A 14,863-nucleotide genomic window follows, 5' to 3' on the forward strand; every position below is an offset into this window, starting at 1 on the left:
GCGGCGCCCCTCACCCAGTGGGCAGTGCAGCCCGCGCGTAGCAGGCGGTTAAAGTCTTTGCATCACAGGTCACACCGGCGGCAAGCCGGGCCGCCAACCGGGGTGCCGCGACGGGCGCCAGCCAGGGCGGTGGCGCGATCCGTGGCAGGTCGCCCACGAAAGCAGACACATTGCTATCGTCGAGCAGCGCCAGGGCGTCGCCGGTCAGAAGCCGTGGGCAGTCTTTCGGAACGTGGCGGAAAAGCTGCTCCAGGACGGTATGGACCTCTCCGGTCAGGGCAGCGGTGAGAGTCCGGGGTTCGGCGTCAGGCCCGGCGGAAAAAGCCTGCCCGTGGACTTCGCGCCGGTGGGAGACATTGAGCACCACGACCGTCGTTGGCTGCTGAAGCGGCAGGACGGCATCGGCGAGAACTTCCAGCGTAGTGGCCGTGGCAATGGGGCAGTTGAGCGGCTGCGCCAGTCCCTTGACGGCTGCCAGTCCGACGCGAATGCCGGTGAAGCTTCCCGGACCGATGAGCGCGCCGAGGGCGGCCAAATCCTTCGGGCGCAGGCCCGTACGTTCAAGCAGGTAGGCAATGTCGGCAACCACCCGGTGGGCGCTGGGGTGCAGGCTGCGGACGCCCCATTGCGCCTGGAGTTCATGTCCGCGCAGAAGGGCCAGACTCAGGCGCGGCGAAGCCGTGTCCACGACGAGCCACCAGCTTGTGGGCGTCAGCGCCACACCAGCCGCGGTCTCCACAGGTGGGGCATCCGGGGGCGGGGCATCCGGCGTCATGCACCGGCCGCTTTGACGACCGGCGACGGCCGCCAGCGCAGAACGGGCTGCCGCGCCGCAGCAGTTTCATCGAGCCGGCGCAGCCGCGCCAGATGGGGCGCGGTTTTGACGACTTCCGGGTTTTCCCTGCATTCCTGGGCAATGGCGCGCATGGAGGCGATGAACAAATCGAGTTCAGCGCGGCTTTCGCTTTCGGTCGGCTCGACCATAATCGCGCCCGGCGCAACGAGGGGGAACGACATCGTCGGCGGATGAAAGCCGTAGTCAATGAGCCGCTTGGCGATGTCGCCGTTGCGTACGCCGTGGGCCTGCTGCCGCCGGTCATTGAAGACGACCTCGTGGAGGACGGGGCCCTCGAACGGCACTTCGTAGTCGTCCTGAAGGTGGTGCTTGATGTAGTTGGCATTGAGGACGGCCGTTTCCGTGGCGGCCCGCAGCCCTTCCGCTCCCAGGGCGCGGATGTAGGCCAGCGCGCGCACCATCATGCCGAAGTTGCCATAGTACGCCTTGACGCGCCCAATCGAGTGGGGGCGGTCGTTGTCAAACACCACGGTCTGGTCATCCACCCGGCGCAGGGTCGGACAGGGCAGGTATGGCTCCAGCTCACGGTTGACGGCGACGGGGCCGCATCCGGGGCCGCCGCCGCCGTGTGGCGTGGAAAAGGTCTTGTGCAGGTTCAGGTGCATGACATCCACGCCCATGTCGCCGGGGCGCGCAATGCCAACCAGGGCGTTCATGTTCGCGCCGTCCATATAGACAAAGCCGCCACGGGCGTGGATGAGTTCGCAGGCTTTGGCAATGTCTTCTTCAAACAGCCCCAGGGTGTTCGGGTTGGTGATCATCAGCCCGGCGACTTCATCGGTCATCGCTTTGTCGAGCGCCGCCAAATCAAGCAGGCCGTTCTTCCTGGAGATAAGTGTGATGACCTTGTAGCCACACATCACGGCACTGGCCGGGTTGGTGCCGTGGGCGGCGTCGGGAATGAGGACGTACCGGCGGGCGTCGCCGCGCGCGGTCAGCGCTGCGCGAATCATCATCATGCCGGTGAGTTCGCCGTGCGCGCCGGCCGTGGGTTGCAGGGAAACCGCAGCCAGACCCGTGATTTCACAGAGGGCTTCTTCGAGCTGCTTCATCAGCAGAAGATTGCCGCGAACCGTCGCTTCCGGGGCGAGGGGATGCGACCGGGCAAAGCCGGGCAGTCGCGCCGCCCACTCGTTGATTTTCGGGTTGTACTTCATCGTACACGAGCCGAGCGGAAACATGCCGGTATCCGTGCCGTAGTTCCAGGTCGAAAGCCGCGTGTAGTGCCGGACGACTTCAGGCTCGGTCAGTTCAGGCAGCTCGGAGAGGTCATCCTGCCGCAGCAGGTGGGACGGAACCAGTGCAGAGGGCGCTACTTCGGGAACGTCGCTCGGCGGCAGGTGGTAGGCGCGGCTGCCGGGACGGGAGTTTTCAAAGATGAGGTTTTCGTTCTGGCTGATGTGCGGACGGGCTTTCTGGATGCGGGGTGTTGTGGGAAGCGCCATTGGAAGCAGAATGTTCGGGCGAACCTTTGAACTTTGAAATCGTCTGCGCGGCGGGGGCGGCACAGAGTGAGTATCCTAACCGAAAGCTTCCGGGCTTTTCCACCACGGACAGTCGCCGGGTTGGCGTCCGGTTGGGGCGAAGACCGGCGTTTCAGGGTGTGGGGACGCGGGGAAACAGGCGGAAAAACCCTTCGACATCCCACCGGTACTCGCCCGACCGCGCCGGCATCGGCGGCTCTTCCGGCCGTGGCACTGCCTGTTGGGCCAAACGGGCAAAGGTCTTGGCATCAAAACGGTACAGCAGGAGACCGGAGGTCATGACGCCTTGGGCGCCAGACAGTTCACGTCCCCAACTGGCATCCAGAGGGCGTAAAAACAGGAGCACAACGTTGTACTCTGACGTGGGGTAGCGGGAGACATCGGCGGCAATTGCCGCGAGGGACGGGGCGTAATAGACCCGTTTGCCCGCCAGTGCCAGCAGGTGGGGCGGATCGGTCGGGATTTCAAAATCCGGCGAAAACACAATGTCAGAAGGTGTGACGGCCTGCCGGACGGCATTGCCCAGCGGTTCGATGATGGGTGCCGGTTCTGGAAAGAGCGCCCGGAAACCCAGGTGAACCGGAAGGATGTATGCCAGTGCCGCCGTCAGCAGTACAGCCGCCACACCCATCCGCCGGCGCGCACAGGCTGACCACCGGGGCGCAAGGACGGTCAGGAGCGTGACCGGCAGCAGGACAAACGGCACGACGGCGATGACCAGCGAGAATTTGAGGGCGCTGAAGTCGTGAATGGCCGAGTGGTTGCGCAGGGCATAGACCTGCAGAAAGCATGGCACAGTGAGAAGCGCCATGGTCCAGACGGACAATGCCACACCGGGCAGCGGCGCCTGGTTGCGGGCAGCCTGCCGCCACCACCAGCCGCCCAGCAGCAGACAGCCGGCCAGCGCCACAAAGGACAGCGCGGGGCCGGCAGTGCCAAACTGCGCCGGGATGTATTCCCCCCAGAAGATGGCGTTGAAACGCGCCGTAAAATCGGCGTTGACATCCGTTGCGCCAATGCGTTCGAGAAAACGCTCCTTCAGGCGCGGCAGCATGCCCAGGAAGGCGAGCTGGACGAAAAACAGGCTCAGGGCCAGCAACCCGCCAGCGCCAAACTGGAGACTGCGCCACCACCAGGCTTTGACACTCGACCACGGCGGAGGGATGTCGCCGGTGGCCAGCCGTTTCACATAGGCAACGCCCACGAGGCACACGAACAGCCAGTCACAGGCGAGGCCCCAGGCCATCGTCAACGCCTGCCACCAGTTGCTGCTGGCACGGGCAGAAGGGTAGGCGTCACGGATGGCTTCCAGCAGGATGAACAGGACGTAAGGCAGCAGTACGGCCTGGTCGGCGAAATAAACGTTCTGGTGCCAGTAGAGCGCGCCGGGCAGCAGCAACTCCAGTGTCGGCGGCACGGTGGCCAGCAGGGTGGACGTGCCCCGGTCAAGGCCCAACCGGCGCAGCACAAGCAGGCTCAGGCCGCCGAGCGCCACGGCAATGAGGCCGTGGTTGATGAGATTCCAACTCATGAGGCTGCTGACCGTTGGCGCGCCCTCGCTGACCAGACTGTAGGCGTAGGCGGTCAGGACGAAACCCGGTGGGTATGACACATAGGGGTTGCGGCTCAGCAGGGTCGGAAACTCAACGGACCGGGGCTCATTGAGCAGGGCAAACCGCAGCGCCCAGGGCCCCTCGGCATGCCAGGCGCGGGCAAACCGCAGTGTGTTGGCCGTAAGCCACTGATGGTGCTCGAAGCTCAGCTTTCCAAACCAGGGGCGACGCGCCTGTACCGTATAGGCAAACAGGCCCACGGTGAAACCAAGCAGCACGAGGCAGGCGGCCAGCGATTTCGGGTGCAGGGTCAACCAGGACTTACGCAGCATGGCGGCATGGTGACACTGCCCCCTCAGCCCGACAAGGCGGTGGCCGGCAAGGTGGGGGGGAGGTGGCCCCACCGCCCACCACCGGCCGCAACCCGCCGCCGTCAGATGAACAACGGCGCCATCACCAGTGTGATCGTGGCCAGCAGCTTGATGAGCACGTGCAGGGAGGGTCCTGCCGTGTCCTTGAATGGATCGCCCACGGTATCGCCCACCACCGCCGCCTTGTGGGCATCGCTCCGTTTGCCGCCGTGCGCGCCGGTTTCGATGTACTTCTTGGCGTTATCCCACGCGCCGCCGCCGTTGTTCAGGAACAACGCCATCAGGATGCCCACAATCGTCCCGATAAGCAGCAACCCGCCGACGACTTCTGCGCCGGTGGCGCTGTTCGCGGTCATCCCCTGGGACAAATACACCTGGCGAAACACAATCCCGACGATGATCGGCGTCAGGACGACCAATGCGCCCGGCAGCACCATCTGCTTGAGCGCGCCGCGCGTCACGATGTCCACGCAGTGACCGTAATCCGGCTTGCTCGTCCCTTTCATAATGCCCGGATTGCTCCTGAACTGCCGCCGCACTTCCGTGATGACATCCTGCGCTACGGCTCCAACGGCCTTGATCGCCAGCGAAGCAAACAGCATCACCAGCATGGCCCCCACCATCCCGCCGATGAAGACTTCCGGCTTGGCAAGGTCAATCCGCTCCAGCGTCGGGCCGTAGGTAAACGGCCAGTAGCTGCGGACTTCATCCATGTAGGCCGAAAACAGCAGGAAGGCCGCCAGGGCCGCCGAACCCACGGCGTACCCCTTCGTCAGCGCCTTCGTGGTGTTGCCGACGGCATCCAGGCGGTCTGTCTTTTCACGCACTTCATCCGGCTGTTCCGACATTTCAACAATCCCGCCGGCGTTGTCGGTGATGGGCCCAAAGGTATCCATGGCCAGGATGTAACCGGCCGTACCCAGCATACCCATCGTGGCAGCGGCCGTCCCGAACAGCCCGGCCTTGGCAAAGCCCGAATTCATGCCCAGGTAGTAGGAAGTCAGCACGGCAATCGCAATCACCACGACCGGAATCGCCGTGGACTCCAACCCGACGGCAATCCCCATGATGACGTTCGTCGCCGGACCGGTCTGCGAGGCATCGGCAATGGACCTCACCGGACGGTAGCGATACTCCGTGTAATACTGCGTGATGAACACAAAGGCCAGCGAAGTCAGGATGCCCACGACGCCACATGCAAAGAAACTCAGGTAGGCATTGGGCGCGGCGGTGCTGGCCAGCAACCACTTCGACGCCACGAAAAACCCGGCCGTCGCCAGCAGGCAGGTGACGTAAAAGCCCCGGTTGAGCGCCTTCATCGGGTCGGATTTTTCATCCGTACGCACGACCATCACCCCGACGATGGAAGCCAGCAATCCAAACGCCCCCACCACCAGCGGGTAGAGCAACACGCCAAGCTGCTGCGACTTCTCGAAGGCCGTTGCGTTGGCGGCAAACAGGGACGACGCCAGAATGAGTGCGCCGATGTTTTCCGCCGCCATGGATTCAAACAAATCCGCGCCACGGCCGGCGCAGTCGCCCACGTTGTCGCCCACCAGATCGGCGATGACCGCCGGATTACGCGGGTCATCTTCGGGAATCCCGGCTTCGACCTTGCCCACCAGGTCCGCGCCCACATCCGCGGCCTTGGTGTAGATACCCCCGCCCAACTGCGCAAAGAGCGCCACAAAGGATGCCCCAAAGCCGTAACCGGCAATCAGCAGCGGGATTTTGCTCATTTCCGTAATCTTGAGCAGGCTGACAATGGCAAAGAGACCGGCAACACCCAGCAGCGACAGCGCCACGACGAGCAGGCCGGCGACGGCGCCCCCGCGCAGGGCCGCCTGCAAAGCGCCGTTGAGCGAGGTCAGGGCCGCCGAGGCCGTACGGATGTTCGTCCGAATGGAAATCCACATGCCGATGTAGCCCGACGCCACCGAACAGGCAGCCCCCAACAGGAAGGAAATCACCGTCACGAGCGCCAGCGTGCGCGGGTCCTTCACCGGGTCGTTGATACCTGGTGTTCGGACAAAGGCGTACAGGATGAAAATCAGCGCCGCCAGCGCCACGGCCAGATAGGCAATCGTCGTGTTTTGACGCCGCAAGAAGGCTTCCGCCCCTTCCTTGATGGCATCGGAAATCTTCCGCATCGCCTCCGTGCCGGTTTCGAGCGCCAGCACGTTCCTGGCCAGAAACGCGGCAAACCCCAGCGCGACGATGATGAGTCCAAAAATGACGGCATACTCCATAGATTGACCAAACCCCCAGAGCACGGCGCGCCGACCACCGGGCGCCGTACCAGTTTCGTTCACGAATCGAGAAGCAACGAACAAAACGTCAACTTTATAACGTTTTACAGACACACTTCAACCGGATGCGGGACAAAGGGAAACGCCGGCAGACGGATTGGGAAGGCGCTTACTTCACGGCCGGGTGGCTTGCCGGCCGGGGGCTGAGCCACATGGCCGCCACGAGGGTGAGCAGGTAGGGCAGGGCGAGGAAGAACTGGTAGGGAATGGTGTCCAGTCCCAGGGCCTGCAGGCGGAACTGGAAGGCGCTGGACGCGCCGAAAGCGAGTGCAGCCAGGCTGACGCCGACCGGATGGCGTCGCCCGACAATCACCATGGCCAGGGCAATGAACCCCCGGCCGGCGGTCATGCCTTCGACGAACGTGTTGGAAAGCCCCAGCGCCAGGTAGCCCCCGGCCAGACCGCAGGTGAGTCCACTGAACAGCAGCGCGCTCCAGCGCAGCCGCGCCACACTCAACCCCACGCTGGCCGCAGCGGCGGGATGTTCACCGGCGGCGCGCAGGCCGAGGCCATGGGAGGTGCGGAACAGCCAGTACCAGGTGGCAACGATCAGAACAAGCGCCAGAATGGGCACGCTCCACAGCGGCAGGGTTGGCACCACGAAGGCAGCGTTGGAGTCGCCGACGAGTTCCCGCCGCGCCACGGCCGTTGCGCCGAGGGCAAAGATGTTGAGGGCGGTGCCGACGAGCAGGGCATCACAGCCCAGGTTGACGGACAGCAGGGCAAAGGCGGCCGTCATGGCCAGCCCTCCCAGGACGGACGCCCCTAATCCAAGCCACGGGCCAAACCGGGTGTCAGCCGTCGTGGCGCACACGGCAACGCCGGTAAACGCTGCCACCAGCATGACGCCTTCGATGCCGATGTTGACGACACCCGCCCGTTCGGAGACGGCCTCGCCAAGCGCCGCCAGCAGCAGCGGTGTCGCCAGGGTCAGCGTTGTCAGCATCAGGCCGGTGAGGATGTCAGTCATGGCTTCTCAAAACATGGACTCCCAACCCGGCGCAGGACGCACCGACGCTTGCCAACCCGCAGCCGGTCATGGCTTACCCAGTGATTCCAACCGTTTCAGCCAGGTATCGAAATGCGGGCAGACAGCCCGAATGGCCGCGATGCCAATCCGGTGCAACAGCGTCGGGCCGTCTGAAGTTTCCCTGTAGTCAGCTATCAGAGCAGACAAGCGCGCCTTGGGATGCGTGGTCTGACCGTCGTTGATGAGTTCCGTCCCGCCAGCCCGCGACCGGATGGCATGCAGCCTGTTCGCCAGCTTGGCCTGCCCGAAATAGTCGGCAACGGTTTCAGGGTCGCTGAAGAGCCAGGCTTCAAATTCGTGCAGCGCCAGAAACGGAATAAACCTTTGATGGTTGATCGCTTGTGCAAAGCTGGCTTCCAACCGGGCAACTTTTTGCTGCGCCGAACCAGCCCCCTGTGCTGCCTGCTGTCCCGGAAAGCCCTTCGGCAGCCCGTAGTAATCAAGCATGGTCGTCACCCAGGCATCAGAATCTCTGAGCAAGCGCCGAAGGTCTCCCAGAATCTGTTGCCAACCCACCGCGCCGCCGCGAAATCCGCTTCCGGCAGGTAAACGTTTTGTCCACAAAACGACGGGATGGGCAACATGTACGCCGTATGACGCCAAGTGTGGCGTCAGTACCCGTTTGACAAAAATTTCTTCGCTTTGCCCTTCAACCAGCATCAGCAGCCGGGTCATGGACGCCCCCCCAGGACGTTCTTCTCCCACAACTCACCCAGGCTGTACGCTTCCAGCCAATCCCTGAGCCTGTCTTTGTTGAGTCGGTTGAAAGTCGTTTTCAGCCCGTCATGCTCGGCGACGATGACCTGCTCCGGCGCAAAGTGGTTGAGCAGGGTCACAGACTGCGTCGCCAGCAACACCTGTGACCGCCTGGAAGCCGCTTCCAGCATCTCGGCCAGCATCCGAATGGCAAAGGGATGCAGACCGAGTTCCGGCTCGTCGAGCAAAATCAGCGCCGGCGGTGAAGGCTGGAGCAGCAATGTCGCCAGACAGATGAAACGGAGCGTACCGTCCGAGAGGGAATAGGCGTCGAAGTACGCCGCCGAGCCTTTTTGACGCCACTCCAGCTTGATCTTCTTCTCGTTGAGCCGCGAGGGTGCCAGTGCAAAGCCTTCAAAAAACGGCGCGACGAGACGGATATACTCCTCGATCTGCCGGAAATGACGCGGATGCTTTTCCTGCAACCAGTACAGGTATGCCGGCAGGTTGGCCGCATCAGGACGCAAAAACCGGTTGTCTTCCAGGTCGGCCATCTGTTTTGCCGGTGAGCTGTCCGAGGTATCGTGAAAGTGATAGACGACGAGATTCCGTACCTTGGGGAAAACGAACCTGGGAATCTGGTTCTTGTAGGCGCCAGCCGCTTCTTCAAGCTGGCTTTCCTTGTGACCAACAGCGATTGGCTCACCATACGTCCAGTAGCCACTGTATTCGACGCGCTCGGACTCAAAGATGAGCGTGTCCTGGACCGCCTTGAGTTTGAAGCCGTAGGCATTTTTATCGAAGGTAAAGTCCAGCGACAGCGCCGGTGTGGTTTTTCGGCCGTGGTGCAGGAAACGATCCGGCTCACCGGCGACATACAGTTGCAGGTTGCGTGAGAGCACCCGCTCCAGCAACCGGAAGACGCCAATCAGGTTGGATTTTCCTGAACCATTCGCGCCAATGATGATGTCGAGGTCGGTGAAGGTCAGCTCGGCATCGGCAATAGACTTGAAACCGGCAATCCTGAGTTGGCGCAAGGTACGCATCGCAAGCCCCCAGCCATTCCATCATGGAAAGAAAAAAAGTGGCATCGAAAGGTTTTCCGATGCCACAAAGCCAGACTGGTAAAGCTCACCCACGAGCTATTCTAGTGCGGCACGTTACCGACATGTTGCCGACAGGTAAAAGTTTCCCAATCGCCCCGAACACGCCCCCTGAACGCGCTCCCTGAACATGCTACGGCTGCCGGTCACCGGGCTTGGGCGGCTCCGTACCTGAACGGGTTTCACTACCCGGACGGGTCTCGCTGCGGGAACGAGTTTCGCCAGCCGAACGGGTCTCACTGCCGGGACGCGGCCGCGGCTTGACTTCCATTGCCACCGGCCTGGCTTCGGAGGTTTTGGTTTCCGGCCCGGACTCGCCCTCTGCTGCCTTGGGCGTCGGCCTGGGCGACGTGGCCGCCGTGGGCGCGGGAGAAGCCGCCGGCGCGGTCGCGGAGGCTGGCGATGCCGCGAAACCGCTCATGCTCCGCGCCATGCCGGTCGCTACGGCTTCAAAGGCCAGAATGCCGCTCGTCAGGCTGGCATTGACAAACTGCGCCGTCAGCGTTGGCAGTTCGGCCACACCCTTTTCCTGTACGGTCTCCAGTCCGTTGAGCACGGCGGCGTAGCCGTGGCGGGCATGGTTGAGGAAGTCTTCCGAAGCGGCAGCCACCATGCGAAACCACAGTTGCAGCCCCTCGCTGAAGGTCAGCTTTTCAAACTGGGTGGCAATATCAAGCCGCTTTGCCGCCGGCAATGTCACCGTGAGGTCTTTCTGAACCTGAGCGCAACAGGCCAACCGCCGTCCGGCCGCCAGGTCGCCAGGGTCGAACCAGCGCCGCTCCTTGGCGTCCGGTTCGGACAGGGCCGCCGCCATGGACGCATCCACACGGATTTCACAGGTCTGACAAATGCCGTGGCCGCCACAGAAATGAAGCAACGGCTGGCCGGACTGCTGGGCGGCACTCAGTAAAGTCGTGCCGGGCGCGACTTCAACTTTCTGCCCGGACGGCTGAAACGTTACGGTCGGCATAAGGTCTTTCTCGCCAAAAGTTCAGGAATATACCGGGGACAGACAGGGAGCGGCAGAGCCTTCTCCACCCCGGAAGCCTACCCCAGACACCAGACGGTTTGGAAGCCGTGAAATCAGTGAAACTTCCTGCTAGAACATTGCGCGCTGCGCCATCGGCGGCAGGTTTCACCCGACACAGCCCCCGGGGCGGCCCTTCACACCCCATTCGCAACACGATGCCATGCCACACGACCTACCCAAAGCCTACGAACCCAAACACATCGAACAGAAGTGGTATCCGTTCTGGGAGCAGGGCGGATACTTCCAGCCCCAGGGAACGGGCCAGCCGTTCTGTATTGTCATCCCGCCGCCCAATGTTACCGGCTCGCTTCACATGGGGCACGCCCTTCAGCACGCCCTGATGGACGTGCTGATCCGCTGGCGACGGATGCAGGGCCGGTGCACGCTCTGGCTGCCGGGCACCGACCACGCCGGCATCGCCACACAGATGGTTGTGGAAAAACAGCTTGCCGCCGAAGGTATCAAGCGGACCGACCTGACCCGCGCCGGGTTTGAAGCCCGCGTCTGGGACTGGAAAGCCGAGTCCGGCGGCACCATCCAGCGCCAGATGCGCCTGGAGGGCGTCAGTGTGGACTGGTCGCGGGAGCGGTTCACCCTCGATGAGGGTCTCAGTCAGGCCGTGCGCGAAGTCTTCGTGCGGCTGTATGAGGAAGGCCGCATCTACCGTGGTGCCTACATGGTCAACTGGTCGCCAAAGCTTCAAACGGCCGTTTCCGATCTCGAAGTCGAAATGAAGGAGGTTCGGGGCAAGCTCTATCACTTGGCCTACCCGGTCATCGGACGGGAGGAAACAATCATCGTCGCCACGACCCGCCCGGAAACGATGCTGGGCGATACGGCCGTTGCGGTCCACCCGGCCGATGACCGCTACCGGCATCTCATCGGGCAGCGCGTCCGGCTGCCCATCGTGGGGCGCGACATTCCAATCATTGCCGATGAAGCCGTGGAAATCGGCTTTGGCACCGGAGCCGTCAAAGTCACCCCGGCCCATGACCCCAACGACTTCGAGCTGAGCAAGCGCCACGGGCTGGAATTCATCGTCGTCATCGGGAAAGACGGCACAATGACTGAAGCCGCCGGAGCCGGCTTCGCCGGTCTTGACCGCTTCAAGGCGCGCGAAAAGGTCATCCAGCAGCTTGCCGAACTCGGCGCGCTGGTCAAGGTCGAGGACTACACGCACAACGTCGGACACTGCCAGCGTTCCGGCGTTCCCATCGAGCCGCTCGTCTCCGAACAGTGGTTTCTCGATGTCAAGCCGCTGGCCGAAAAGGCCATTGTCGCCGTGCGCGAAGGACGCACGCGGTTTATCCCCAGTTCGTGGGAGAAGGTGTACTTCGACTGGATGGAAAACATCCGCCCGTGGTGCATCTCGCGCCAACTGTGGTGGGGGCATCGCATTCCGGCGTGGTATGCGCCGGACGGCCGCCTAGCCGTGGCGCGTTCGGAAGCGGAAGCGCGTCATCAGCTTGGTTTGCCCGATGACGCACCTATGACGCAGGACGAGGACGTTCTGGACACGTGGTTTTCTTCAGCCCTGTGGGCTTTTTCGACCTTCGGCTGGACGGGCGATCCGGCGCGCGACGCCGCCAACCCCGACCTGCAACGCTTCACCCCAACCGATGTGCTCGTCACCGGCTTTGACATCATCTTTTTCTGGGTGGCGCGCATGATGATGATGAGCCTGCACTTCACCGGCGATGTGCCCTTTCGCTGCGTCTTCGTCACCGGGTTGGTCCGCGATGCCCAGGGACAGAAAATGTCCAAGACCAAGGGCAATGTCGTGGACCCGCTCGAAGTCTTTGAGAAATACGGCACCGATGCCGTACGGTTTTCGCTCGTCTCGGCCGTGACCGGTGCCAACGACATCAAGCTCCAGGAAAGCAAGATGGAGGCGGCGCGCAACTTCGCCAACAAAATCTGGAACGCCGCCCGCTTCACGCTCGGCAACCTGCCCGACCCGGCCGCGCCCCTGCCCCGCCCGGAAGACAAGCCCGGACTGGCCGACCGCTGGATGCAGTCGCGTCTGACGCGCGTCACGGCTGAAGTCACCGAGGCGCTGGAAAACTTCCGCTTCCATGACGCCACTCTGACGCTTTACAAGTTCTTCTGGAACGACTTTTGCGACTGGTACATCGAACTGGTCAAACCCGTCGTCTCGGCGGCTGAGGACACACCGGAGCGAACGGCTGCCCGCGCCCGTCTGGCCGCAACGCTGGAACATGCCCTGCGGCTGCTGCATCCGTTCATGCCCTTCATCACCGAGGAACTCTGGCAGCAGGTGAGCCGCTATGTCTGGGCGGACGGCGAGCGGCCGTCCAGCCTGTGCATGGCTCCCTATCCAAAGGCCGCCGTTGCCGACCTTGACCTGGAAGCCGAACGGCAGATGGAAGCCGTCATCAACCTGATCAGCCGCGTCCGAAACATCCGTGCCGAAATGAACCTGCCACCGAGCGCCCAAGTCGAGGTGCACTTTGCCGCTGATGCTTCCCTGAGCCAACTGCTGCTTGCGCAAAAGCCAGCTATCCTGCGGCTGGCCCGCGCCACGGCCGTCGTCGCCCACGACGAACTGCCCGATCTGGGCTTCTGTGCGCGCAGCGTCACGCCGGAAGGCGTCCGGCTCGCACTGCCGCTGGCCGGACTCGTGGATGCCCAGACCGAACGCGCGCGCCTCGAAAAGGAAATCGCCAAACACGAAAAGGCGCTGCATCAGCTTCTGGAAGTGGTCAACCGGCCCGGCTTTGCTGAACGCGCCGCCCCGGAAGTCGTGGCGGAAAAGCAGGAACAACGGCTGGCGCTCGAAAACCAGCTTGCGGCCCTGCGGGAAACCCTCGCCACCTTTGGCTGAAAAGACCGTCAGGAAACCTGCGGTGCAGCCGTTCCAGCCGGCGGCTGCGCCCGTCAGCAAGCAGACATTGCAGCCGCCGGGCAAGGTGATACTGTAACGCGCTTCAATGACCAGCCCCCACAGGCAATTTCCCAGAGAAGGCTTTTTCAGGATATGACGGCACCAGCACTGGCAACGGCAACGGGCGGACGCCCGCGCGTGATCATCTGTGGCGGCGGTCTCGCCGGACTTGCCGCCGCCAAAACCCTCGTGGACAACGGCTTTGAGATTGAACTTCTGGAGCAGCGCCCCATTCTCGGCGGCAAGGTTTCAGCGTGGAAGGATGCCGACGGCGACTGGATTGAAACCGGTCTGCACGTCTTTTTCGGGGCGTACGTCGAAATCTACGAACTGATGAAGGAACTCGGCATCTACAACCGCATCCTGTGGAAAGAACACAAACTGACCTACACGCTCGCCGGCGGTGAACGGTTCAGCTTCCGCACGACAAAACTTCCCTCGCCGCTGCATCTGCTGCCGGCCGTGTTCGAGAACCACTACTTTTCGCTGCCCGAAAAGCTGACACTGGGCAAGTCGCTGTTCCCGATGGTGTTTGGCAATGAGCAGTACATGGCCGAGCAGGACCGTTACACCTACCAGGAATGGCATCGGCGCTGGGGCATCAACGAGCGCATGCTCAAGAAGATGTTTCTGCCCATGACGCTGTCGCTGAAGTTCATGCCGCCCGAAGAAATTTCGGCCAAAGTCGTGCTGGACGTGGCCGGGACGTTCCTGCGCGAGCCGCACGCTTCCCGCATGGGTTTTCTGAAGGGTTCGCCCCAGGAACATCTCACGCAGCCGCTGGCCGATTACATCACGAACAAGGGTGGCCGGATTCGTACCAACTGCAACGTCAAAACGCTGCTCCTCAATGAGAAGCGCCAGATTGCCGGCGTTGAACTCATCACCGGCGAGCGCATCGTGGGCGACTACTACCTGACGGCCCTGCCGATTCACAAACTCCAGCGGGTCATTCCGTCCGAACTCAAGGAAGACCCCTTCTTCGGCAACCTGGACCAGTTTGAGGGCGTCCCCGTCGTCACGGTGCAGATGTGGTTTGACCGCCAGATTTCCTTCATTGACAACATTCTTTTCTGCCCCGACGGCATCATCCCGGTCTATGCCGACTTCGGGAACACGACCCCGGATTACTTCCTTGACCAGAAGGCCGAAATGGCGCAGCGCCGCTCACGCATGGAGTTTGTCGTGGCGCCGGCGCGCGACATCATCGGACAGAGCGATGAAGAAATCGTTGGGCGCGTCTGGGAAAACGTCAAATCCTGCTTTCCCAACACGGCCCCGAAGGCCAACGTCACCAAAGCCACCGTCGTGCGTGTCCCCCAGTCGGTCTTTGCCACGAAACCCGGCATTGACCGCCTGCGCCCGACCCAAAAAACACCGGTGCCCAACTTCTTTCTGGCCGGCGGCTATACACAGCAACGCTTTTACGACAGTATGGAAGGCGCGGTATCCAGCGGCCGGCGCGCGGCGGCAGCCATTCTCGAAGCCCACCGGAGCCAGGGGGCGCTGGCGCGCGGCTGAATCCG

The 14,863-nt window shown here is 62.8% G+C and carries 10 protein-coding genes; 2 read left to right on the forward strand and 8 right to left on the reverse strand.

The features are described from left to right. Positions 1–10 precede the first annotated feature (10 nt). The 8 genes from tsaB to J8C05_RS10325 form a co-directional block, all read right to left on the reverse strand. Positions 11–775 carry a tRNA (adenosine(37)-N6)-threonylcarbamoyltransferase complex dimerization subunit type 1 TsaB gene (gene tsaB / locus J8C05_RS10290; RefSeq protein ID WP_211422093.1) on the reverse strand — a complete coding sequence of 255 codons (765 nt, stop codon included), beginning with the start codon at positions 773–775 and terminating at the stop codon, positions 11–13. Further along, a complete protein-coding gene (gcvPB, locus tag J8C05_RS10295; RefSeq protein WP_211422094.1) occupies positions 772–2,301 on the reverse strand; it encodes an aminomethyl-transferring glycine dehydrogenase subunit GcvPB in 1,530 nt (509 codons plus the stop codon). Before gcvPB ends, tsaB begins: the two co-directional genes overlap by 4 nt. Before the next feature lie 151 nt (positions 2,302–2,452). Further along, a complete protein-coding gene (locus J8C05_RS10300) occupies positions 2,453–4,225 on the reverse strand; it encodes a hypothetical protein (protein ID WP_211422095.1) in 1,773 nt (590 codons plus the stop codon). Between the two features lie 101 nt (positions 4,226–4,326). Next, complete coding sequence (locus J8C05_RS10305) at positions 4,327–6,513, reverse strand: sodium-translocating pyrophosphatase (protein WP_211422096.1); 2,187 nt, start codon at positions 6,511–6,513, stop codon at positions 4,327–4,329. Positions 6,514–6,682: 169 nt separating this feature from the next. After that, entirely contained in the window at positions 6,683–7,543 is an 861-nt protein-coding gene (locus tag J8C05_RS10310) for an ABC transporter permease (protein WP_211422097.1), read from the reverse strand. 66 nt (positions 7,544–7,609) lie between these two features. Further along, positions 7,610–8,278 (reverse strand): DUF4276 family protein, encoded by a 669-nt coding sequence (locus tag J8C05_RS10315; RefSeq protein WP_211422098.1) that lies wholly within the window; start codon positions 8,276–8,278, stop codon positions 7,610–7,612. After that, positions 8,275–9,345, reverse strand: a complete 1,071-nt coding sequence (locus tag J8C05_RS10320; protein WP_211422099.1) for an AAA family ATPase — start codon at positions 9,343–9,345, stop codon at positions 8,275–8,277. The genes J8C05_RS10315 and J8C05_RS10320 overlap by 4 nt, the downstream gene beginning before the upstream one ends. Before the next feature lie 190 nt (positions 9,346–9,535). After that, positions 9,536–10,372, reverse strand: coding sequence for a 2Fe-2S iron-sulfur cluster-binding protein (locus tag J8C05_RS10325; RefSeq protein ID WP_211422100.1), 837 nt, complete (start codon positions 10,370–10,372; stop codon positions 9,536–9,538). A 220-nt stretch (positions 10,373–10,592) separates the two neighbouring features. On the opposite strand from J8C05_RS10325, the gene J8C05_RS10330 reads away from it, so the two are divergent. Continuing rightward, positions 10,593–13,277 (forward strand): valine--tRNA ligase, encoded by a 2,685-nt coding sequence (locus tag J8C05_RS10330; RefSeq protein WP_211422101.1) that lies wholly within the window; start codon positions 10,593–10,595, stop codon positions 13,275–13,277. Positions 13,278–13,430: 153 nt separating this feature from the next. Continuing rightward, positions 13,431–14,858 (forward strand): FAD-dependent oxidoreductase, encoded by a 1,428-nt coding sequence (locus tag J8C05_RS10335; RefSeq protein WP_211422102.1) that lies wholly within the window; start codon positions 13,431–13,433, stop codon positions 14,856–14,858. Positions 14,859–14,863: the final 5 nt, after the last annotated feature.

This window comes from Chloracidobacterium sp. N (assembly GCF_018304765.1).
Lineage (GTDB): Bacteria > Acidobacteriota > Blastocatellia > Chloracidobacteriales > Chloracidobacteriaceae > Chloracidobacterium > Chloracidobacterium aggregatum.